The organism is Streptomyces sp. NPDC050548 (assembly GCF_044457385.1).
Lineage (GTDB): Bacteria > Actinomycetota > Actinomycetes > Streptomycetales > Streptomycetaceae > Streptomyces.
The window spans coordinates 1-22513 of the sequence record NZ_JBITGV010000040.1; the positions used below are offsets into that span (position 1 = coordinate 1).

The following is a 22513-nucleotide window of genomic DNA, read 5'->3' on the forward strand; positions in this document are numbered from 1 at the left end:
TACCGGGCAACTGATCACCGACCCGGGGGGGGGGGGGGGGGGGGGCCCCCCCCCCCCCCCCCCCCCCCGCCCCCCCGGGGGGGCCCCCCCCCCCCCCCCCCCCACAAAAACCCCCCCCCCCCCCCCCCCCCCCCCCCCCCCCCCCACACCCACCCCCCCCCCCCCCCCCCCCGGCGTTTTCATGAGAGGCGCCCCTGAGACTGTGAAGCCGTACCCCTCGGTCGTGCAGAACTCATGTTGAATGCCCGACGACGGGCGAACTATGGTCAGGGAGCCGAGAATCCCAAGGGGAAAAGGTCGAAGATTCAAAGGCCGACGATATCGCTGGGCCGCTCGGCAACGGGGATGCAGTGGTGTGGTGAGTTTCGGGTACATCGGCGTACCCGAAAATCCACGGGCACCACTGAAATGACGGAATCGCCAGTAATCCACATTCCGCGATCGCGAGTTCCGTCATGCCATTTCCCGGCTGTCGCCACATCACCGGATCACCAATGTATCCGTACTCGACATCCAGGGGCAACCATGACGACTGCGGTACCAGAATTCCTCAAGGACTATACCCCGAGCCGGGGAAAGAAACGGATTACTCCATTCTCCCGGACGCCGGCCACCGGACGTTACGGAGAAGCCTGGCACCTCGCGGCCAGGCGTTTCCCGGACCAGCAGATCATCCTGTCCCGGCCGGCCGACATCGCGCCCGACGCGGGCACCCTGTTCACCTACCGGCGGTGGGCCGCGCTGGTCGACGACGTGGCCGCCCGCCTCTACGCGGCCGGCGTACGGCCGTGGGACCGCGTCGCGGTGATGAAGGCGAACCACCCCGACGTCCAGGTCATCGGCTCGGCCGCGGCCCGGATCGGCGCGATCCCCTTCCAACTGGCGTGGAACCACGGCAACGAGGTGGCCACCACGCTGCTGGAGCGGATGGAGCAGCCGTTCCTGGTGACCGACCCCGGCCGTCTGGAGATCGCCGAACTGGACGCGGAGGCACTGGCGAAGCTGACCCGCGAGACGATCGTCATCGGCGCCGGCGACGCGCTGCCCGCCGGTGCCCTCTCCTTCGAGAGCCTGGCCTACAGCCCGGCCGCGCCCGTGGAACTGCGCAAGTTCGACGAGCCGATGGTCGCCACCCACACCTCGGGCACCACGGGCATCCCGAAGCTGGCCCTGCACAGCGCCGAGACGCTGCACGCCATCGCGCACGTGCAGACCGAGCGCTGGGGCGGGATGGGGTTCCGCGGCAGCGACACCTTCGCCTTCTTCGACCCCTTCTTCCACCAGCACACCCTCACCGCGCTGTTCGCCATCGCCACGGTCGGACCGAAGTACCTCGCGGTCGCGGACGTGCCCGACGAACGCATCGCCGATCTGATCGCCGAACACCGCCCGACGATCGTCGACATGCTCCCGAACATGTACCTGCGCCAGGAGCATCTGCTCGACGACCCGCGCAGGCTGTTCAAGCAGGTCCGCTTCTACATCAGCTCCTTCGACGCGGTGCACACCCGCTCGATCCGCAAGTTCCTGGGCGCCTCCGAGGTACGGCTGCCGGTGTGGGTGCAGTCGTGGAGCCAGACGGAGAACGGCGGGCTCGTGCTGCGGCCGTACTTCAGGTCGGTGGTGCGCGAGGTCGGTCAATTCCCGCCGCCCACCCAGTACATGGGCTGGCCGCTGCCCACCGTGGCCAAGATCCGGATCACCGACCCGGAGACCGGCAAGGAACTGCCGAAGGGCCATGTGGGTCTGGTCGAGATCAACCAGCCCGGCCGCTGCCTGGCCTACGTCGGCGAACAGGACCGCCACGACAACAAGGTCAGCGGCTGGTGGTGGAACACCGGTGACCTGGGCATCAAGTCGCGCACCGGGATGATCAGGCTGGTCGACCGGGAGATCGACCGGATCGAGGGCACCAGCGGCATCGCCATCGAGGACGTCCTGCTCGACCGGCTGCCCGAGGCCAGCGAGGTCATCGTGCTGGCCCGTCGGCAGGGCAGGCCCGGCGTCGTCTACGCGACCTACTCGGGCGAGGAGATCGCCCCGGAGCGCTGGCCCACCGCGCTGGCCGGGCTGCCCGCCCTCGACAGTCCGATCCACCTGGACTGGAACGACATCCCGCGGACGGCCACCTGGAAGGTCAAGCGCGTGGCGCTGCGGCGGCAACTGTTCAACGAGTCCCCCATCGGCACGGGCAGCTGGAGCTGACCTCCGTCCGCGGGACCCACGACTTTCCACAGCGAGAGAAGAGAAACGGGAGACCTTTTCGTGCTCAGGAACCAGAAGAACCAGATGGTACGGCGCCTCCAGGACAACTGGAGCATGAAGATCGTCCGCGCCATGCAGCTGGAAGGCAAGTCGCCCTACTTCCGCGCCATGCAGTCCGCCAACTCGCCCCGCGTCGACATCGACGGCCGGCCCCGCATGATGCTGGGGTCGAACAACTACCTCGGCCTCGCCGACCACCCGCTGGTCATGGAGGGCGCCCGCAAGGCACTGGAGCGCTTCGGCGCGGGGTCCACCGGCAGCCGGCTGCTCAACGGCACGATCGACCTGCACCTCGAACTCGAAGCCGAGATAGCCGACTGGTACGGCACCGAGGCCGCGATCGTGTTCACCACCGGGCACCAGTCGAACCTGGGCACCGTGGGCACCCTGGCCGGCCGGGGCGACGTGATCGTCGCCGACGCCGACGCGCACGCCTCGCTGCACGACGCGGCCAGGTTCACCGACGCGCAGTCCATCCGGTTCCGTCACAACGACGTCGACAGCCTGGCCGAGAAGCTCGCCGCGGCGGCCAAGCGCGGCCGGCCCGCCATGGTCACCGTCGACGGCGTGTACTCGATGGAGGGCGACCTGGCACCGGTCGACCGCATCGCCGAGGTGTGCCTGGAGCACAACGCGCTCCTGCTGGTCGACGAGGCGCACGCGGTCGGCGTCTTCGGCCGGAACCTGACCGGCGTCAGCGAGCTGTACGGCGCGGCCGACAGGACGCCGCTGCGCACCGGCACGTTCTCCAAGAGCATCGCCACGACCGGCGGCTTCGCCGTGGGCTCGCACGACCTCATCGACGTGATCCGGACGAACGGGAGGGCGTTCCTGTTCACCGCGTCCGGGGTGCCCGCGGCCGTCGGCGGCGCGCTGGCCGCGGTCCGGCTGATCCGCTCCGCCGAGGGACAGGAGCGGGCCGAACGCTGCCTGGCCAACGCCCGCTTCCTGCGCGACTCCCTCGTCTCGCTGGGGATTCCGCTGGCCGAACCGGCGATCGGACCCGACGGAGCCGAGATCGTGACACCGATCGTGCCGGTGATCGTCGGTGAGTCCCTGCGGGCCTTCGCGAAGTGGCACGAGCTGTACGAGCGGGGCGTGTTCGCCGCCCTCGCGCACTACCCGGCGGTGCCGCTCGACCACGCCCTGCTGCGGCTGGCCGTGACCGCCGAGCACACCTTCGCCGACCTGGAAGAGGCGGCCGAGGCCATCCACAAGGTGCTGGAGCCGGACAACGAGCGGCAGTTGGTCGCGTGACGACCGGTCGCACGACACGACACCACCAAGAGCAAGAGAGGGAGAACATGACGATCCGCATGATGGCCACGGAGCGCGCGGTCCTGGAGCGCTATCTGCCCGGTCTGCAGAAGGAACTGGCCGAGCACGGCCTGCTCGACCTGGAGGCCCGCGACAGCCGGGTCATAGAGATGTTCAAGAACTCCGACGCGCCCGCGCTGGTGGTGCCCGAGGAGTGGGGCGGTCTCGGCGCGTCCGCGCTGGAGGCGACCCGGGTGCAGCGGGCCATCGGCGCGCTGTCGCCGTCGCTCGGCGCCGCCACGACCATGCACCACCTGTCGATCGCCACGCTCATCGAGCACAGCGCCACCGGCACCGACGACGAGAAGGAACTCCTCAAGGCCGTGGTGCTGGCGAGGATGCTGCTGTCGTCGGGCTTCTCCGAGGGCACGATCGGCACCAGCGCGGCGAGCGCCTTCAAGCCCACCGTGACGGCACGGGCGGTCGAGGGCGGTTTCCGGGTCGACGGCCGTAAGCAGCCGTGCAGTCTGTCCGCGACGATGGACCTGCTCACCGCCAGTGTCGCCGACGAGGCGACGGGCCGGCGCGGTGTGATCGTGATCCCGTCCGCGTCCGAGGGGATCACGATCGAGAAGTTCTGGGAGACCCCCGTGCTGGCGGCCGCGCAGAGCGACACGGTCGTGCTGGAAGACGTGTTCGTGCCCGCGGAACTGCTGTTCTGGAACGACGTCGACGACCCGACCGGCCGGCACGAGAAGACCGGCTACGTCTGGTTCGGCCTGCTGATATCGGCCACCTATCTGGGTGCCGCCTCGCTGCTGCTGGAGCGGATGCTGGGCAACCCGAAGACCGACCCGATGCTCTACGCCGAGGCCGCCTGCGAGATCGAGACGTCGATGGCGGCGCTGGAGGCCGTCGCCCGCGCCTTCGACGAGGGCGACCGGTCCGACGAGCTCAGCGCGCGGGTGCTCTTCGTGCGGGAGAACATCCGGCACGGCATCCGGCGCGCCGTGTCGACGGCGGTGGACTCGCTGGGCGGTATCGCCTTCATCAAGTCGCCCGAGATCGCCTACCTGCTGGCGGCGGTGCAGGCGGCCGGGTTCCACCCGCCGTCCCGCCGGGCCACCGCGGCCACGCTGCACGCGTACCACGCGGGCACCGGCGCGGTGACGCTGCACTGACCAAGCCGCTGCGGTGTGGGGCCCGGCCGCGACCCGGCCGCACCCCACGAGCAGACCGTCGTCGTCCCCGGCAGGTACGCGGCCGCGCCGATCGTCCTGACGTCCGGGCCGGGGACCGGCGTCAGGGCGGGAGCGGCCACCCCCGGCCCCCGCCCCGCACAGCGCCCGCACGATCGCGCCGCAGCCGCCCGAGAACGGAAGAGGTTCATGAGTCTGCCCAGCACTTCACACCTTGAGATCTGCATCGTCGGCGCCGGCCCGCGCGGCCTGTCCGTGTTGGAGCGGCTGTGCGCGAACGAACGCGCGGCGCCCTCGCACGGCTCCGTCACCGTGCACGTGGTGGACCCGGCACCGGCCGGCGCCGGCGCGGTGTGGCGTCCCAACCAGTCGCGTCATCTGCTGATGAACACCGTCGCCGCACAGATCACCGTCTACACGGACGACAGCGTGCGGATCGACGGACCGGTGGAGCCGGGGCCGAGCCTGTACGAGTGGGCCCAGGAGCTCCTCGCACACGGCCCGGCCCCGGACATCGACGAGGACACCCTCGCCGAGGCCGCCGCCCTCGGCCCGAACTCCTACCCGACCCGGGCGTTCTACGGCCGCTATCTCCAGGCCGGCTTCTCCAGGGTGGTGCGGCGGGCACCGGACCACGTCACCGTCCGTACCCACCGGTCGCGTGCCATCGCGCTGACCGACACCCACGGCAGGCCGGGCGGCCCGCAGGGCATCCGTCTCGCGGACAGCACGCGGCTGCACGCACTCGACGCCGTGGTGCTGGCCCAGGGACACGTCCCGGTCCAGCCGACGGCCCACGAACTGCGCACGGCGAGTCTCTCCCGCGCGCACCAGCTCACGTACATCCCGCCCGCCAACCCGGCCGACCTGAACCTGGGGGACGTCGACCCCGGTCAGAACGTCCTGCTGCGTGGTCTGGGGCTCAACTTCTTCGACCACATGTCCCTGTTCAGCACGAGCCGCGGCGGACGCTTCGTACGCGAGGCGGGGCGACTGGTCTACCGTCCCTCCGGCCAGGAGCCCCGGCTCTTCGCCAGCTCACGGCGCGGCATCCCGTACCACGCCCGCGGCGAGAACGAGAAGGGCGCGTCCGGGCGCCATCAACCCCGGCTGCTCACCCCCCGGTACATCACCGGGCTGCGCAAGCGTGCGGCCGACGGCGATCCGGTCGAGTTCGGCGCGGACCTGTGGCCGCTGATCTCCCGCGAGGTGGAGAGCGTGTACTACGGCACGCTGCTCGACTCCCGAGGCCGTGGCGCGGAACGGGAACTCTTCACGGAGCGCTATCTGGCCCGGCGGCAGGAGGCGGACACGGCCGAACTCCTCGACGAGTACGACATCTCCCCTGCCGACCGCTGGAACTGGGACCGGCTCGCCTTCCCGTACCGCGACCGGGAGTTCACCGGCCGCGACGACTTCCGCGCCTGGCTGCTCGACTACCTCCGCCGGGACATCAGGGCCGCGCGTGCGGGCAATCTCAGCGATCCGCTCAAGGCCGCCGTGGACGTTCTGCGGGACCTGCGCAACGAGATCCGTCTGGTGGTGGACCACGGCGGCATCACGGGTGACTCGTACCGGGACGAGCTGACCGGCTGGTACACCCCGCTCAACGCCTTCCTGTCGATCGGCCCGCCGGTCTCCCGTGTCGAGGAGATGGTCGCGCTGATCGAGGCCGGGGTCCTGGAACTCACCGGCCCCGGAACCCAGATCAGGATCGACACCGAGTCGTCCGTCTACGTGGCCGCGTCGACGACGGTCCCCGGGCCGGCCGTGCACGCGACGGTCCTCATCGAGGCCCGGCTGCCGGAGCCCGACCTGCGGCGCAGCGCCGACCCGCTCCTCCAGCACCTGCTCAGCAGCGGGCAGGCGACCACCTACCGGGTCCCCGGGGCGTGCGGAACGGGATACGAGACCGGCGGTCTTGCCGTCACCGAGCGTCCCTACCGGGTCCTGGACACCCGGGGCCGCGCGCACCCCCGCCGGTTCGCCTACGGCGTTCCGACCGAGTCGGTGCACTGGGTCACGGCGGCCGGGATCCGTCCCGGTGTGGACTCGGTGACGCTGGGCGACTCCGACGCTATGGCCCGGTCCGTGCTGGCGCTGTCGCCCATCGGCCACCAGCCGCCCAAGGACCGGTTCGAGGCGGGGGCCGGCCTCAAGGGAGTGATCGTATGAGCGAGATGCGGACGACGAGCGGGACGCGTCCCGTCGTCGCGTTCGACGTACAGACCGACGCCGGGCTGTTCTCCCCGGTGCGCGCCGGTACCGAGGTGGAGGCCGCCGTCTGCGACCGGGCCTGGCTGCAGGCCATGCTCGACGCGGAGGCCGCTCTGGCCCGGGCCCAGGCGGGTCTCGGCACCCTGCCGAAGTCCGCCGCCGACACCATCACCGCCGCCGCGCGTGCCGAACGGTTCGACCTGCGGGCCCTGGCACTCGCCGCCCGGGAGACGGCGAACCCGGTGGTGGGCCTCGTGCAGGCGCTCGGCGAGGCGGTCGCGGTCGAGGACCCGACGGCGGCGGAGTACGTCCACCGGGGCTCGACCAGCCAGGACATCCTCGACACCGGGACGATGCTGATCGCCCAGCGGGCGCTGCGCACGATCCGGGCCGACCTGGCCCGCACGGCCCGGGCGCTGGCAGTCCTCGCGGTACGGCACCGGGACACGGTGATGGCGGGCCGTACCCTGGCGCTGCAGGCCGTGCCGACCACGTTCGGGCTCAAGGCGGCTGGCTGGCGGCAGCTCGTCCTGGACGGCGACGCCCGGCTCGGGCAGGTCCTGGAACACGGCCTCCCGGTCTCCCTCGGCGGAGCGGCGGGCACCCTGGCGGGCTATCTCGCCTACGCGCGGCCGGACGGCTCCGGCGAACGGCCGGACACCGCCGACTACGTCGAACGGCTCACCGCCGCCTTCGCCGCGGAGACGGGCCTGGCCGAACCGGTGCTGCCGTGGCACGCGCTGCGCACTCCCGTCGCCGACCTCGCGGCGGCCCTGGCGTTCGTCACCGGGGCCCTGGGGAAGCTGGCGGTCGACGTCCAGTCCCTGTGCAGGACGGAGGTCGGCGAGCTGGCCGAACCCACGGCGGCCGGACGGGGCAGCTCGTCCGCCATGCCGCACAAACGCAACCCGGTCCTCACGACGCTCATCCGCAGCGCCGCTCTTCAAGTACCGGTGCTGGCCGCCGGGTTGACCCAGTGTCTGATGTCCGAGGACGAACGGTCGGCCGGTGTCTGGCACGCCGAGTGGCAGCAGCTGCGCGAGGTCCTGCGGCTCACCGGCGGGGCCGCCCACACGGCCGTACAGCTCGTCGAGGGTCTGGAGGTGCGCGCCGACCGCATGGGCGCCAATCTCGAACTCACCGGAAGCCGGATCGTGTCGGAACGCATCGTCGCCGTCCTCGCTCCCCACCTGGGCAAGCCGGTGGCCAGGCAACTCCTCACGGACGCGTCGGCCGAGGCCGACAGCACCGGCCGGACTCTCGGCCAGGTCCTGTCCGGGACACCCCGGCTCGGCGCGTACCTCGACGCCGCCGAACTGGCCCGCCTGTGCGACCCGACGACCTACACCGGAGCGGCGGGGGCCCTGGTGGACCGGGCCCTGCGGCAGAACGTCGCGGGCCCGCGGAGTAATTCGATGGGCATCGGTTCCCACCCTCGATAGCCTCCAACTCCGCCCCGGAAACAAGGATTCCGCCGGCCCGGGGATCGTGGATCACGGATCGGGGGAGCATGGTCGACGCGTACGAGGATCCCGGGACACCCGACTGTCGGGGCGGCTGGCGCTTCCTGTGGTGGCTGGTGATGCGGCAGCGGTGGCGGGCGGTGGCCGGGGCGCTGCTGTCGAGCGTCTGGATGGTGCTGATGGCGGCGGCGCCGTATCTGATGGCGCGGGCGGTCGACGACGGTCTGGTGCCGGGGCATCTGGGCACGCTGGCCTGGTGGACCGGGGCGCTGTTCGTGGTCGGCGCGGTCAACTCGTGGCTGAGCATCATGCGGCACCGCACCATGACCCGGGTGCGGATGGACGCCAACTTCCGCACGGTGAAGCTGATCGTGGGCCAGGCGGTCCGGCTGGGCGCCGTGCTGTCGCGCCGGGCGCGGGCGGGCGAGGTCATCACGATCGGCGTCGGCGACGTCTGGACGATCGCCCAGTCCCTGACCGTCGTCGGCCCCGGCTTCGGCGCCCTGGTCGTCTACGGCGTGGTGGCCGGGGTGCTGCTGTCGATCTCGGCGCCGCTGGCCGCTGTGGTGCTGCTGGGGGTGCCGGTGCTCGCGCTGCTCGCGGGGCCGTTGACCCGGCGGCTCCAGGGTGTGGAGACGGAGTACCGGGAGCGGCAGAGCGTGCTGACCGCGCGCATCGCCGACCTGTCGGGGGGCCTGCGTGTTCTCAACGGGCTCGGTGGGAAAGGGCTGTTCGCGGACGCGTTCCGGCGTGACTCGCAGCGGTTGCGGTCGCAGGGCTACCGGGTGGGCGCGGTGGCCAGCTGGGTGCAGGCGATCGGGGTCGGGCTGCCGACGCTGTTCCTCGCCGTGGTGACCTGGCTCGCGGCCCGGCTGGCGGCCCAAGGGCAGCTCAGCGTGGGCGAGTTGGTCGCCGTGTACGGCTATGTCGCCGTCCTGGTGGGCCCGGTGGCCTTCTTCGTGCAGATGGTCTACGAGCTGAGCCGGGGCGTGGTGGCCGCGCGGAGGGTCGTACGGCTGCTGGCGCTCCGGCCCGAGGCGGACACGGGCACGTCGGCCGCGCCCGCCGAACCGGCCGCCCTGCACGATCCCGACTCGGGGGTGCGGGTGGCGCCGGGGCGGCTGACCGCGCTGGTCGGGGCGCGGCCCGGGGAGACGCTGGCCGTGGTCGACCGCCTCGGCCGGTACGCGCCGTCCCGGGTCACCTGGGGCGGGGTCGCGCTCGACGCGATTCCGCTGGACCAGGTCAGGTCCCGGATCCTGGTCGCGGACAACGAGGCCGACCTGTTCGCCGGACCGCTGCGGGAGGTGGTGTCCGGGCGGCGGGAGCGGTCGGCGGAGACCGTGGAGCGGGCCGTGTTCGCGAGTGCCGCCGACGACATCGTGCAGGGGCTGCCGGAGGGACTCGACTCACTCGTGGCCGCGCAGGGCCGCAGTCTCTCCGGCGGGCAGCGTCAACGGGTGCGGCTGGTGCGGGCGTTGCTCGCCGAGCCCGAGGTGCTGCTCGCGGTGGAGCCGACCTCGGCGCTGGACGCGCACACGGAGGCGGCGGTCGCCCGGCGGCTGCGCGAGGCGCGCTCGGGCCGTACGACGGTGGTGACCACGACGTCCCCGCTGGTCCTGGACCAGGCGGACACGGTCCTCTACCTGGTCGACGGCAAGGTCGCGGCCGACGGTGACCATCGCCGGCTGCTGGCGCAGGAACCCGGCTACCGCGCGCTGGTGGCCAGGGACGCGGGTGCGGACACGGACGCGGAGGAGGTCGCACGGTGACGGCGGACAAGGGTCAACTCCCGGTCGCGGAGCGGTCCGAGGTGCGGCGGGCCGCGGTCCGGCTGATCCGGGTGGACCGGCGGGCGTTCGCCGTCGTGCTGGTGGTGAACGCGCTGGCCGCCGGGGCCGGGCTGGTCGGGCCGTGGCTGCTCGGGCGGATCGTGGACGAGGTGCGGGCCGGGGCCGGAGTGGGAGTCGTGGACCGGCTGGCCCTGGTCATCGTGGTGTGCTCGGTGGCCCAGTTGCTGCTGGCGCGCTGGGCGCGGTACGTGGGGTACCGGTTCGGGGAGCGCACGCTGGCCCGGGTCCGGGAGGACTTCGTGGACCGGGCACTGGCGCTGCCGGCGTCGGTGGTGGAGCGGGCCGGGACGGGCGATCTGACGGCGCGCGGCACCTCCGACGTGGCGACCGTGGGCACGACCCTGCGGGACGTCGCGCCCGAACTGCTGGTCTGCTCCGTGCAGGCGCTGTTCGTGATGGGCGCGGTGTTCGCGCTCGATCCGCTGCTCGGGCTGTTCGGGGTGCTCGGCCTGACGCCGATCTGGTTCGCGCTGCGCTGGTATCTGCGCCGGGCCAGGGACGGCTATCTCGCGGAGGGCGCGGCGATGTCGGAGGTCGCCGAGATCCTCACGGCGACCGCGTCCGGCGCGCGCACGGTGGAGGCGTTCCGGCTCCAGGAGCTGCGGGTCACGGCGAGCCGGGACACCCTGGAGACCGCCAAGCGGGCCCGGTTGTACACGCTGTTCCTGCGGACCGTGTTCTTCCCCGCGGTCGAGGTGTCGTACACGATCCCGGTGGCGGGTGTGCTGCTGGTCGGCGGGTGGCTGCACGGGCGCGGGGCGGTGGGCGTGGGCGCGGTGGTGGCGGCCGCGCTGTATCTGCGGCAGTTCACCGAGCCCCTGGACCAGATCCTGATGCGGGTCGAGCAACTGCAGAGCAGCGGCGCCTCGTTCGCCCGGGTGGAGGGGCTGGCCCGGGCGCCGCGCGCCGAGGGCGACGGCGAGGCGCCGGCCCCGGCGGACGACCGGATCGATGTGACCGGGGTGCGGTACTCCTACGAGCGCGGCGGCGAGGTGCTGCACGGCGTGGACCTGTCGGTGCGGCCGGGCGAACGGCTGGCGGTCGTCGGCCCGTCGGGCGCCGGGAAGACGACGCTGAGCCGGCTGCTGGCGGGCGTCGACGCGCCGACCGAGGGCACGGTGACCGTGGGCGGGGTACCGGTCTCGGGACTCTCACCGGAGACGCTGCGCCGCCAGGTCGTGCTGGTCACCCAGGAGCACCACGTCTTCCTGGGCTCGGTCCGCGAGAACCTCCTGATCGCCGAACCGGCCGCCACGGACGAGGAGTTGTGGGCGGCACTGGCGGCGGTGGGCGCCGAGGATTGGGTACGCGAACTGCCCGACGGTCTCAACACCCCGCTGGGCGCGGACGGTCGGGCCACGGACGGCTCCCAGGCCCAGCAACTGGCCCTGGCCCGCGTGGTGTTGGCCGACCCGCACACGCTGATCCTGGACGAGGCGACGGCCCTCCTCGACCCGGCCACCGCCCGCCACACCGAACGCGCGCTGGCCGCCGTGCTGGAGGGCCGTACCGTCATCGCCATCGCCCACCGCCTGCACACCGCCCACGACGCGGACCGGGTCGCGGTGATGGAGAACGGCCTGCTGACCGAACTCGGGCCGCACGAGGAGCTGGTGGGGGCGGAGGGCGCGTACGCGGCGCTGTGGCATTCGTGGCACGGGGACGGGCGGGCGCCGGGCAATTCAGCTCTCTCCCAAGAGAGTTGAGAGACTCCCGCTCATGGGATCTTGGGGAACCTTGTGGCCGGCGCTGTTGTCTCTGGCGGGTGTCGTGCTCGGTGCGGGCGGGTCGTTGTTCGGCCAGTACCTGGTGTCGCGGGTGAGCACCCGGCAGCTGGAGATACAGGAGTCGGCCGCGCACCGCGCGGAGTTGAAGAGCGCGATCCTGAAGTTCCTGAGCATCGCGTCGCAGGTGGAGAAGGCGGCGCTGACGCCACCGCGGGCCGGCGACAGCGCCGCCGGTCCCGTGATCGGCCAACTGGTCGACGACATGTGGCTCGCGCAGGCGGAGATCGACCTCTCGGCCAGGAGCGAGCACCTGCGGGGCGCCGCCTATCGCTATGCGGCCCGCCTTGCCGAGGCGGGCAGCGGCGGGATGGCCGACACATCCGCGCTGCGCCGGCCGCAGGTGCAGTTCTTCGACGCCGCGTACGACGACATGTGGCCCGGTCGACGACGGGCGGCCGGGGATTCCCGCACGCCTCGCTGAGGGGTTACGGCCGTTGCGGATACCGCGTTCAACCGGCTGAAGAGCGGCTCACACCGCGTCCGGCCCCCGCTCCCGTGTCCTGATCCGCGGCACGGATGACACGGACGAGGTCCGTCGCGTCGAAGTCGAGGGTGAGGATGCCGAGCCGGAGCTGCGGGGCCGGGTCAAGATCCGGCACAATTTCTGTTCGCGGTCAAAGATTCGTCAAGTGGCGTTCCGTATAGCAGACACGCCCACCCGGACAACGAACGAATTCCGGCCAAGTTCCTGACGCGCTCCTGACAGAAAGCGCGAGCTGGTGCCACTCTTCCCACTGGCGCTTCACAGCAACCCCACAGCTTCACTCCTGTGATCCCTGTGATCTCCCCTGGTCGCGCGATCCGCGACCGTCCTGAAGGAGTCAGTGTTGAGAAGCAATTCCTCGCGCAGACGCACCTCCCACATAGTCGCCGTAGCCGGCGTCACCGCTCTGCTCGCCGCGGCCGTCCAGGCGGGCGCGACCTCCTCCGCCGCACCGGCCAAACCCCTTGCCAGCAAGGGGAATCCGGCGCACATGGCCCTCTCCCTCTCCGCCTCGCAGCGCGCCGAGCTGCTCCGCGACGCCGAGTCGGCGCGGACCGCCACCGCCAAGGACATCGGCCTCGGCGCCAAGGAGACGCTCGTCGCTCGTGACGTCATCAAGGACGCCGACGGCACGGTGCACACCCGCTACGAGCGCACCTACGCCGGACTCCCGGTCCTCGGCGGTGACTTGGTGGTCGACACCGCCAAGTCGGGTGCCACGGAACGGGTCATCAAGGCGACCAACGCCACCATCAAGGTCGCCGACCTCACCCCGGACGTCACGACGTCGGCCGCCGAGAAGCAGGCCGTCTCCCGCGCCAAGGCCCTCGGCTCCACCAAGTCGGCCGCGGACTCGGCCCGCAAGGTGATCTGGGCGGCGAGCGGCAAGCCGGTCCTCGCCTACGAGACGGTCGTCGGCGGTCTCCAGGACGACGGCACCCCGAACGAACTCCACGTCATCACCGACGCGGCCACCGGCAAGAAGCTGTACGAGTACCAGGGCATCGAGAACGCCACCGGTACGGGCAACACCCAGTACAGCGGCACCGTTTCGCTGACCACGACCCAGTCGGGCACGTCGTACAACCTCACCGACGGCGACCGCGGCGGCCACAAGACGTACAACCTCAACCACGGCACCTCCGGCACCGGCACGCTGTTCTCGCAGACCAGCAACACCTGGGGCAACGGCACCACGTCGAACGCGGCGACGGCCGGCGCGGACGCGCACTACGGCGCGGCGGAGACCTGGGACTTCTACAAGAACACGTTCGGCCGCAGCGGCATCAAGAACAACGGTGTCGGCGCCTACTCCCGTGTCCACTACGGGAATTCGTACGTCAACGCGTTCTGGGACGACAGCTGCTTCTGCATGACGTACGGCGACGGCTCCGGCAACGCGGACCCGCTGACGGCGCTGGACGTGGCGGGCCACGAGATGAGCCACGGTGTCACGTCCAACACCGCCGGGCTCAACTACACCGGAGAATCCGGCGGGTTGAACGAGGCGACCTCCGACATCTTCGGCACCGGCGTCGAGTTCTACGCCAACAACAGCAGCGACGTCGGCGACTACCTCATCGGCGAGAAGATCGACATCAACGGCGACGGCACGCCGCTGCGTTACATGGACAAGCCGAGCAAGGACGGCGGCAGCGCGGACAGTTGGTACTCGGGGGTCGGCAACCTCGACGTGCACTACTCGTCGGGCGTCGCCAACCACTTCTTCTACCTGCTGAGCGAGGGCAGCGGCGCCAAGGTCATCAACGGCGTCAGCTACAACTCGCCCACCTCGGACGGACTTCCGGTCACCGGCATCGGCCGGGACAAGGCGCTGCAGATCTGGTACCGGGCGCTCACCACGAAGTTCACCTCCACCACCAACTACGCGGCGGCCCGCACCGGGACGCTCGCGGCGGCCGGTGAGCTGTACGGCACGACGGGCGCCGAGTACAAGGCGGTGCAGGACGCGTGGGCGGCCGTCGCGGTCGGTGCGCGCTCCGGTGGCGGCGGCGGCACCGGTACGTCGTTCGAGAACACGGCCGACGTGTCGATTCCGGACAACGGGGCGGCCGTCACGTCGTCCGTCACCGTGTCGGGGCGGACGGGCAACGCGCCCTCGAACCTCTCGGTCACGGTCGACATCGTGCACACCTGGCGCGGTGACCTGGTGATCGACCTGGTGGCCCCGGACGGGTCGACGTATCGGCTGAAGAACTCCAGCTCGTCCGACTCGGCGGACAACGTGCAGGCGACCTACACGGTCAACGCGTCCTCCGAAGTCGCCAACGGCGTCTGGAAGTTGAAGGTCCAGGACGTGGCGGCACAGGACACCGGCTACATCAACAGCTGGAAGCTTACGTTCCCGTAAAAACCAGCCGTCTACTTCAGGCCGCACAAACAAGGCGCCGCCCCGGGGTTTCAACTCCGGGGCGGCGCCCTGTTGTGGACGTTTACATTGCCGCAACGTTCACCGGACAGTCGATTTTCAGCCAACATCACTTCGGGGTCCTGACATGTACGCGCCCCTGATGCCAGTCTTCCCTCACGCCGCTTCAGCACAGCCAATTCACATCGCTCCGGTCGGTAACCCCACGCCGTCCGGACTCCCCCACAGAGGAGCTTGCGTGACCCCCCTCTACGCGCGTCACAAGCGCACCACCCTGGCCATCGCCACCGCGGTGGCCGCAGGCGCCCTGCTCGCCACCGGTGTCACCACCGGTGCCTCCGCCCAGCCCGCCACGGGCAAGGCGGCCCCCCTCGCGGCCGCCCCGCAGCTGCTCTCCAACGCCGCGCGCACCGCGCTGGTCAAGGAGAAGCAGGCCGACGCGGCCGAGACGGCCACGCAGATAGGCCTCGGCACCAAGGAGAAGCTGGTCGTCAAGGACGTCGTCAAGGACGTCGACGGCACGGTGCACACCCGCTACGAGCGCACCTACGCGGGCCTCCCGGTCCTCGGCGGCGACCTGGTCGTCCACACCTCGCCGGCCGGCAAGACCGAGGGTGTCACCAAGGCGCACTCGGCGACCATCAAGGTCGCCACCGTCACGCCGAAGATCACGGTCGCCAAGGCCGAGAAGCAGGCGCTGACCGCCGCCAAGGCCGCCGGTTCCGACAAGACCGCCGCCGACGGTGCCCGCAAGGTCATCTGGGCCGGCGGCGCCAGCCCCGTCCTCGCCTACGAGACGATCGTCGGCGGCTTCCAGGACGACGGCACCCCGAACCAGCTGCACGTCATCACCGACGCGGCCACCGGCAAGAAGCTCTTCGAGTACCAGGGCATCGAGAACGCCACCGGCACCGGCAAGACGCTGTACTCGGGCACCGTCAGCCTCACCACCACGCTGTCGGGCACGACGTACTCGCTGACCGACGCCTCGCGCGGCAGCCACAAGACGTACAACCTGAAGCACGGGACGTCCGGCACCGGCACCCTGTTCACGAACACCACCAACACGTGGGGCACCGGCGCCGCCTCCAGCTCCACCACCGACGTGACCGCCGCCGCGGACGCCGCCTACGGCGCCCAGGAGACGTGGGACTTCTACAAGGACACGTTCGGCCGCAGCGGCATCAAGAACAACGGTGTCGGCGCCTACTCCCGTGTCCACTACGGCAGTTCGTACGTGAACGCGTTCTGGGACGACAGCTGCTTCTGCATGACGTACGGCGACGGCTCGGGCAACACCCACCCGCTCACCTCGCTGGACGTGGCCGGCCACGAGATGAGCCACGGCGTCACCGCCAACACCGCGGGCCTGAACTACTCCGGTGAGTCCGGCGGCCTGAACGAGGCGACCTCCGACATCTTCGGCACCGGCGTCGAGTTCTACGCCAACAACAGCAGCGACGTCGGCGACTACCTCATCGGCGAAAAGATCGACATCAACGGCGACGGCACCCCGCTGCGCTACATGGACCAGCCCAGCAAGGACGGCGGCTCCGCCAACTACTGGTCCTCCTCGGTCGGCAACCTCGACGTGCACTACTCGTCGGGCGTCGCGAACCACTTCTTCTACCTCCTCTCGGAGGGCAGCGGTTCGAAGACCATCAACGGGGTGGCCTACAACTCCCCGACGTACAACGGCGCCACCCTCGCCGGCATCGGCCGCGCCAAGGCACTGCAGATCTGGTACAAGGCGCTGACGACGTACTTCACGTCGACCACCAACTACAAGTCGGCCCGCACCGGCACCCTGAGCGCGGCAGCGGCGCTCTACGGCACCAGCTCCGCCGAGTACGCGGCGGTCGCGGCGACCTGGACGGCCGTCAACGTCACCTGACAGCCGCTGAGTTGACAGGCTAGACCCCAGGGCGGTACCCGGAGCGAAGGCATATCCGGGTACCGCCCTACTCTTGGGTCCCATGTCCTTCACGTACGACGACGTCGGCGCGACCCGCGAACGCGGCTTCTGCCCCCCGGGCTTCCACCCCCTGTTTGTACGCACGAGGATCGGCGAGGGCGAGAAGGTCTTCCGCCGGGCGTCCGAGGCGGTCCTCACCTGGGAGCTGCACCGCGAGATGGGCGTCGGCATCGAGGCGAGCGCCGAGAAGGCGGCCCCCGGCGTGGACGTCACGGTCACCCTCGCGGGCCTGATCAAGGCCCCCTGCCGCATCGTCTGGACGGTGGAGGAACACCGCAGATCGGGCTGGGCCTACGGCACCCTCCCCGGCCACCCCGAATGCGGCGAGGAAGCCTTCGTGGTCGACCGCACGGGCGACGGCACGGTCTGGCTGACGGTCTCGGCCTTCAGCCGCGGCGCGAAGTGGTACGCCCGGTTGGGCGGCCCGGCGACACGGGGGTTGCAGCACGCGTACGCGAAGCGGATAGGCAGCACGCTGCGACAGATGTGCGCGCCGTATTCGGAGGTATGAGGGGCCTAGCGCCCCTAAAAGGGCCGCGAGGCCCCTTTTAGGGGCGCGGGGAACTGCGCGACCAGCCCCCACCGGCCCGCAGCCGAACCACTACCGCATCAAAACCCCGGCCCCCTCCACCGAGTCCTCAGAAGGCACCGCCACCAGCCCCAACTCCGCACTGGACGCCAGCAGTCGATGGGCGGGCAGAATCCGGACCGTGTACCCATAGGGCCCGGTGCGATCAAGGGAAAGCGGCCCCTCGAACAACCAGTGCCCCTCCGCATCCGGACCGCCAACCGGCTTGAGCGGCACAGCCACCCCGTCCCCGATCCGGTCCTCCGGATCCACCCGCCCCGAAACCGCCTGCACTTCCACGTCGTCCGGGGCCAGGCCGCCCAGGCCGACCCGCACCCGCAGATTCAGCGTCGTACCGAGTTCCGCAGTCGCCGTAGCCGCGGACGTCTCCACGTGGTCGACGCTCACCCCGTGCCAAGCCGCCCGCACCCGCCCCTTCCAGGAGGCGAGTTCACGCGCCGCGTCCGGAGTCATCGCGCGGTGCGCGTGCGCGGCCGGGGCGTACAGCCGCTCCACGTACTCGCGGACCATCCGCCCGGCCAACACCTTCGGACCGAGCAGCGTCAGCGTCCGGCGGACCATTTCGATCCAGCGGTCGGGCAGCCCGTCCTGGCCGCGTTCGTAGAAGCGCGGGGTGACCCGCTGCTCCAGGAGGTCGTACAGCGCGGCGGCCTCCACGTCGTCGCGGTGGTCGGGGTCCGTGCCGGTGCCGTCGGCCGTGGGGATGGCCCAGCCGAAGTCGGGCTGGAACCATTCGTCCCACCAGCCGTCCAGGACCGAGAGGTTGAGGCAGCCGTTGAGCGCGGCCTTCATCCCGCTCGTGCCGCACGCCTCCAGCGGGCGGAGCGGGTTGTTGAGCCAGATGTCGCAGCCGGGGTACAGCTTCTGCGCCATCGCCATGCCGTAGTCCGGGAGGAACACGATGCGGTGGCGGACGCGCGGGTCGTCCGCGAACTTCACCAGTTCCTGGACGAGACGCTTGCCGCCGTCGTCCGCCGGGTGCGCCTTGCCCGCCACCACGATCTGGATCGGGTGGTCCGGGTGCAGGAGGAGGTCCATCAGCCGGTCGCGGTCGCGCAGCATCAGCGTCAGGCGCTTGTACGACGGGACGCGGCGCGCGAATCCGATGGTGAGGACGTCGGGGTCGAGCACGCCGTCGATCCAGCCCAACTCGGCGGATCCCGCGCCGCGTTGACGCCAGGAGGCGCGCAGCCGCTCCCGTACCTCCACGACCAGCTGCTCGCGCAGATCGCGGCGCAGCTCCCAGATGTCCTGGTCCGGGATCTCCGCGACCGCGTCCCAGCGGTCCGAACCGCCGACCGACAGCGCGTCCTCGGTGCGTTGGGCGCCGATCTGCCGGGCGCCGAGCCGGAACACCTCGGGGGCGACCCAGGTCGGGGCGTGCACGCCGTTGGTGACGGAGGTGATCGGCACCTCCTCCGGGTCGAAGCCCGGCCACAGGCCGGAGAACATCTCGCGGCTGACCGAGCCGTGCAACAGCGAGACGCCGTTGGCGCGTTGGCCCAGGCGCAGGCCCATCACGGCCATGTTGAAGAGGTTGGGTTCGCCGCCCGGGTAGGTCTCCATGCCCAGGCGGAGGATGTTTCCGACGTCCATGCGCGGGAGTTCGGCGTCCGGCCCGAAGTGGGTGGCGACCAACTCCCGGTCGAAGCGGTCGATTCCGGCCGGGACGGGGGTGTGCGTGGTGAAGACCGTGCCGGCCCGCACCGCCTCCAGACCGGCGTCGAAGTCCAGCCCGGCGTCGCAGAGTTCGGCGATCCGCTCCAGGCCGAGGAAGCCCGCGTGGCCCTCGTTGGTGTGGAACACCTCGGGCTCGGGGTGGCCGGTGAGGCGACAGTACGTCCGTACCGCACGCACACCCCCTATGCCGAGCAACATCTCCTGGAGCAGCCGGTGTTCGCTGCCGCCGCCGTAGAGGACGTCGGTCACGCCGCGGGCGCCGAGGTCGTTCTCCTCGACGTCGGAGTCGAGCATCAGCAGCGGCACCCGGCCGACCTGCGCGAGCCAGATCCGGGCGCGCAGCGAGCGGCCGCCGGGCAGGGCGATGGAGACCTGGGCCGGGGAACCGTCGTCCTCGCGCAGCAGGGCCACCGGGAGTTCGTTCGGGTCGAGGACCGGATAGGTCTCCTGCTGCCAGCCGTCGCGGGACAGCGACTGGCGGAAGTAGCCGTGCCGGTAGAGGAGTCCGACGCCGATCAGCGGTACGCCGAGGTCGCTGGCCGACTTGAGATGGTCGCCGGCGAGGATGCCGAGGCCGCCGGAGTACTGGGGCAGGGCGGCCGTGACCCCGAACTCGGGTGAGAAGTAGGCGACGGCGGCGGGCAGTTCACCGGACTGGGCCTGGTACCAGCGGTCGCCGCCCACATAGTCGGCGAGATCGCCGGCGACCTCGGTGAGCCGGCGCAGGAACCGGCTGTCCTCGGCCAGCTCCGCGAGCCGCTCGGCGGAGACGCTGCCGAGCAGCCGTACCGGATCACCTTCCGAGGCGGTCCAGCGCTCGGGATCGACGGACTGGAAGAGATCGCGGGTTTCCGCGTGCCAGGACCAGCGCAGATTGCGCGCGAGATCGCTGAGCGGCCGGAGGGGTTCGGGGAGAACGGGACGGACGGTGAATCGACGGATCGCCTTCACAGCTCCACCTTGCGCGTTCGCTGGATGACACACGGCAATGTGCGTCGTCGTCTCTGAAGACGGTACCGGTGACGGTGCGGGCGTCGCTGGGGACTGCGGGCCCGTACTGAAGATGAACCGTCCTGGGCCGAAAAGGGCCCCTCATGCGCCCTTGTGGTGCTTCGCACCGCACGAGAGGCTGCCCAGTGGAGAGTTGAAGGAGGGGAACTCGACCATGGCACGGACGCGTACGCGGCGTCTGCGCCGGGCGGGGGGACTGACCGCGGTCGCCACAGCCGTGGTGTTTTCGGCCATCACCCTGCCCGCGCACGCCGCACCGGAGGGGACCATACTCGGCGCCGGCGCACCCGGCACCGTCGGCGGCAGTTACCTGGTGACGCTCAAGGGGGGAACAGAGGCTCCGTCGGCAGCCGGCAAGGGGCTCGCCGAGAAGTACGGGGCGAAAATAAGCCACACCTACAGCACGGCCCTGAACGGCTACGCCGTCGAGGCGAACGAGAGACAGGCGAGACTCCTCGCGGCGGACCCGCGGGTCGCCTCGGTCGCCCAGGACACCCGGGTGACCCTGGACAGCGTCAGCCGCGTCGAGCGCAACCCGCCGTCCTGGGGCCTGGACCGCCTCGACCAGCCGAGCCTGCCGCTGGACAAGAGCTACACCTCGCCGGACTCCGGGGGCAGCGGGGTGACGGTGTACGTGATCGACACCGGCATCCGCATCACCCACAAGGACTTCGGCGGCCGGGCGAGCTACGGCTGGGACTTCGTCGACGACGACACCACCGCCCAGGACGGCAACGGCCACGGCACCCATGTGGCCGGCACGATCGTCGGCTCCTCCTACGGCGTCGCCAAGAAGGCCAAGGTGGTCGCCGTCCGCGTCCTGGACAACGCGGGAGCCGGTACGACCTCGCAGGTCATCGCCGGTATCGACTGGGTCACCCGGCACGCGCACAAACCGGCGGTGGCCAATCTCAGCCTCGGCGGCCTCCACAACGCCCAGCTCGACGCCGCCGTACGCAACTCGATCGCCTCCGGAGTGACCTACACGGTGGCGGCGGGCAACGACGGGCTGTCGGCCGGTCTGTACTCCCCCGCCGACGTGAAGGAGGCGATCACGGTCGGCGCCACCGACCGCAACGACACCCGGGCGGCCTTCTCGAACTACGGCCCGGCCGTCGACCTGTTCGCCCCGGGCGTCTCGATCACCTCCGCGACGTACACGAGCGACACGGCGAAGGCGACCTTCTCCGGTACGTCGATGGCGTCGCCGCACGCGGCCGGCGCGGCGGCGGTCTATCTCGGCACTCACCCGCGCGCCACACCCGCACAGGTGTCCAAGGCGCTCGTCGCGGGAGCGGTTTCCGGCAAGGTGTCCGGTGAAGGGCTCGGTTCGCCGGACAAACTTCTGCAAGTACCGCGGTCGTAGTGCGGGAGTGACGGCTCCGGCCCCGTTCGTCCAGGACGGGGCCGGATCTTCTGTGGAGACCTGCGCGTAAGTAGTTGGCAACCTGCCGGATTGCCAACCGGAATAGGGTGGGAAGGCTCCACCGGTACACCCCCCAAAACGCAGTACGGGATCTCCTTCGCAGGACCCACCTCCCCACATCCATCCGCCCACACCCACGTTGACGCGGACAGGAGCGGTCATGCCCGCCACGCACCACTCGTCAGCACCCCCGACATCCGGCACGGCCACGCCCCCCGTGCGCCCCGCCGGCACGGCACCACCCGCCCCGGAGCCACCCTCCGCGGTCGGCACGCCCCCGGGCATCGGACGCATCCCCGTCCTCGATGTCCGGCCGGTCGTCCAGCACGGCCACCGGGCCGCCAAAGCGGTCACCGGTGAGACGTTCGAGGTGTCGGCCACCGTCTTCCGCGAAGGTCATGACGCGGTCGCCGCCAATGTCGTCCTCCGCGATCCGGACGGCCGTCCCGGTCCGTGGACCCCGATGCGGGAGCTGTCCCCGGGCACCGACCGCTGGGGCGCCACCGTCACGCCGGACGCGCCGGGCCACTGGTCGTACGTCGTGGAGGCCTGGAGCGATCCGGTCGCCACCTGGCGCCACCACGCGGAGATCAAGATCCCGGCCGGGATGGACACGGACCTGGTCCTGGAGGAGGGCGCGCGCCTGTACGAACGCGCCATCGCCGGGGTACCGAAGGGCAAGGGCCTCCGGCCCGTCCTGCGCACCGCCGTCACCGCCCTCCGCGACGAGACCCGCCCGGTCGCCGCCCGCCTCGCCGCCGCGCTGACGCCGGAGGTGGACGAGGTCCTCGCCCGGTATCCGCTGCGGGAGTTGATCACGGCCTCCGAGCCGCGCGCGTTGCTGGTGGAGCGGGAGCGGGCGCTCTACGGCTCCTGGTACGAGTTCTTCCCCCGCTCCGAGGGCACGGCGGCCGAGCC

Annotated in this window: 14 protein-coding genes; 13 read left to right on the forward strand and 1 reads right to left on the reverse strand. The window is 71.0% G+C overall.

Annotated elements, in window-relative coordinates:
- The first annotated feature begins 525 nt into the window (after positions 1–525).
- The 11 genes from ACIBJH_RS47990 to ACIBJH_RS48040 all read left to right on the forward strand — a co-directional run bounded on the left by ACIBJH_RS47990 (position 526) and on the right by ACIBJH_RS48040 (position 17400).
- Entirely contained in the window at positions 526–2205 is a 1680-nt protein-coding gene (locus tag ACIBJH_RS47990; RefSeq protein ID WP_399123385.1) for an AMP-binding protein, read from the forward strand.
- A gap of 60 nt (positions 2206–2265) precedes the next feature.
- A complete protein-coding gene (locus ACIBJH_RS47995) occupies positions 2266–3522 on the forward strand; it encodes an aminotransferase class I/II-fold pyridoxal phosphate-dependent enzyme (RefSeq protein WP_399123386.1) in 1257 nt (418 codons plus the stop codon).
- Between the two features lie 47 nt (positions 3523–3569).
- Positions 3570–4703, forward strand: coding sequence for an acyl-CoA dehydrogenase family protein (locus tag ACIBJH_RS48000; RefSeq protein WP_399123387.1), 1134 nt, complete (start codon positions 3570–3572; stop codon positions 4701–4703).
- A 207-nt stretch (positions 4704–4910) separates the two neighbouring features.
- Positions 4911–6896, forward strand: coding sequence for an FAD/NAD(P)-binding protein (locus ACIBJH_RS48005; protein WP_399123388.1), 1986 nt, complete (start codon positions 4911–4913; stop codon positions 6894–6896).
- Positions 6893–8380 (forward strand): 3-carboxy-cis,cis-muconate cycloisomerase, encoded by a 1488-nt coding sequence (gene pcaB / locus ACIBJH_RS48010; protein WP_399123389.1) that lies wholly within the window; start codon positions 6893–6895, stop codon positions 8378–8380. Before ACIBJH_RS48005 ends, pcaB begins: the two co-directional genes overlap by 4 nt.
- 68 nt (positions 8381–8448) lie before the next feature.
- Positions 8449–10173 (forward strand): ABC transporter ATP-binding protein, encoded by a 1725-nt coding sequence (locus ACIBJH_RS48015; protein ID WP_399123390.1) that lies wholly within the window; start codon positions 8449–8451, stop codon positions 10171–10173.
- Positions 10170–11960, forward strand: a complete 1791-nt coding sequence (locus ACIBJH_RS48020) for an ABC transporter ATP-binding protein (RefSeq protein ID WP_399123392.1) — start codon at positions 10170–10172, stop codon at positions 11958–11960. The genes ACIBJH_RS48015 and ACIBJH_RS48020 overlap by 4 nt, the downstream gene beginning before the upstream one ends.
- 13 nt (positions 11961–11973) lie before the next feature.
- Entirely contained in the window at positions 11974–12462 is a 489-nt protein-coding gene (locus ACIBJH_RS48025) for a hypothetical protein (RefSeq protein WP_399123393.1), read from the forward strand.
- Positions 12463–12868: 406 nt separating this feature from the next.
- A complete protein-coding gene (locus tag ACIBJH_RS48030; protein WP_399123394.1) occupies positions 12869–14896 on the forward strand; it encodes a M4 family metallopeptidase in 2028 nt (675 codons plus the stop codon).
- Positions 14897–15152: 256 nt separating this feature from the next.
- On the forward strand, positions 15153–16808 hold the full coding sequence (locus ACIBJH_RS48035) for a M4 family metallopeptidase (protein ID WP_399123396.1): 1656 nt from the start codon (positions 15153–15155) through the stop codon (positions 16806–16808).
- Between the two features lie 82 nt (positions 16809–16890).
- A complete protein-coding gene (locus tag ACIBJH_RS48040; RefSeq protein WP_399123397.1) occupies positions 16891–17400 on the forward strand; it encodes a DUF1990 family protein in 510 nt (169 codons plus the stop codon).
- Between the two features lie 90 nt (positions 17401–17490).
- Here the strand turns inward: ACIBJH_RS48040 and ACIBJH_RS48045 are convergent, their stop codons facing one another.
- Complete coding sequence (locus ACIBJH_RS48045) at positions 17491–20109, reverse strand: glycosyltransferase family 1 protein (protein ID WP_399123398.1); 2619 nt, start codon at positions 20107–20109, stop codon at positions 17491–17493.
- 214 nt (positions 20110–20323) lie between these two features.
- On the opposite strand from ACIBJH_RS48045, the gene ACIBJH_RS48050 reads away from it, so the two are divergent.
- On the forward strand, positions 20324–21535 hold the full coding sequence (locus ACIBJH_RS48050; RefSeq protein ID WP_399123399.1) for a S8 family peptidase: 1212 nt from the start codon (positions 20324–20326) through the stop codon (positions 21533–21535).
- A 220-nt stretch (positions 21536–21755) separates the two neighbouring features.
- On the forward strand, positions 21756–22513 hold a 758-nt coding region (locus ACIBJH_RS48055), incomplete at its 3' end, for a maltotransferase domain-containing protein (protein ID WP_399123400.1).

Bases quoted from the DNA above. Each gene is read 5' to 3' on its own strand.
- ACIBJH_RS48050 (WP_399123399.1), top strand. From the start codon at position 20,324: ATGGCACGGACGCGTACGCGGCGTCTGCGCCGGGCGGGGGGACTGACC.
- ACIBJH_RS48000 (WP_399123387.1), top strand. From the start codon at position 3,570: ATGACGATCCGCATGATGGCCACGGAGCGCGCGGTCCTGGAGCGCTAT.
- ACIBJH_RS48015 (WP_399123390.1), top strand. From the start codon at position 8,449: ATGGTCGACGCGTACGAGGATCCCGGGACACCCGACTGTCGGGGCGGC.
- ACIBJH_RS48005 (WP_399123388.1), top strand. From the start codon at position 4,911: ATGAGTCTGCCCAGCACTTCACACCTTGAGATCTGCATCGTCGGCGCC.
- ACIBJH_RS48040 (WP_399123397.1), top strand. From the start codon at position 16,891: ATGTCCTTCACGTACGACGACGTCGGCGCGACCCGCGAACGCGGCTTC.
- ACIBJH_RS47990 (WP_399123385.1), top strand. From the start codon at position 526: ATGACGACTGCGGTACCAGAATTCCTCAAGGACTATACCCCGAGCCGG.
- pcaB (WP_399123389.1), top strand. From the start codon at position 6,893: ATGAGCGAGATGCGGACGACGAGCGGGACGCGTCCCGTCGTCGCGTTC.
- ACIBJH_RS48025 (WP_399123393.1), top strand. From the start codon at position 11,974: ATGGGATCTTGGGGAACCTTGTGGCCGGCGCTGTTGTCTCTGGCGGGT.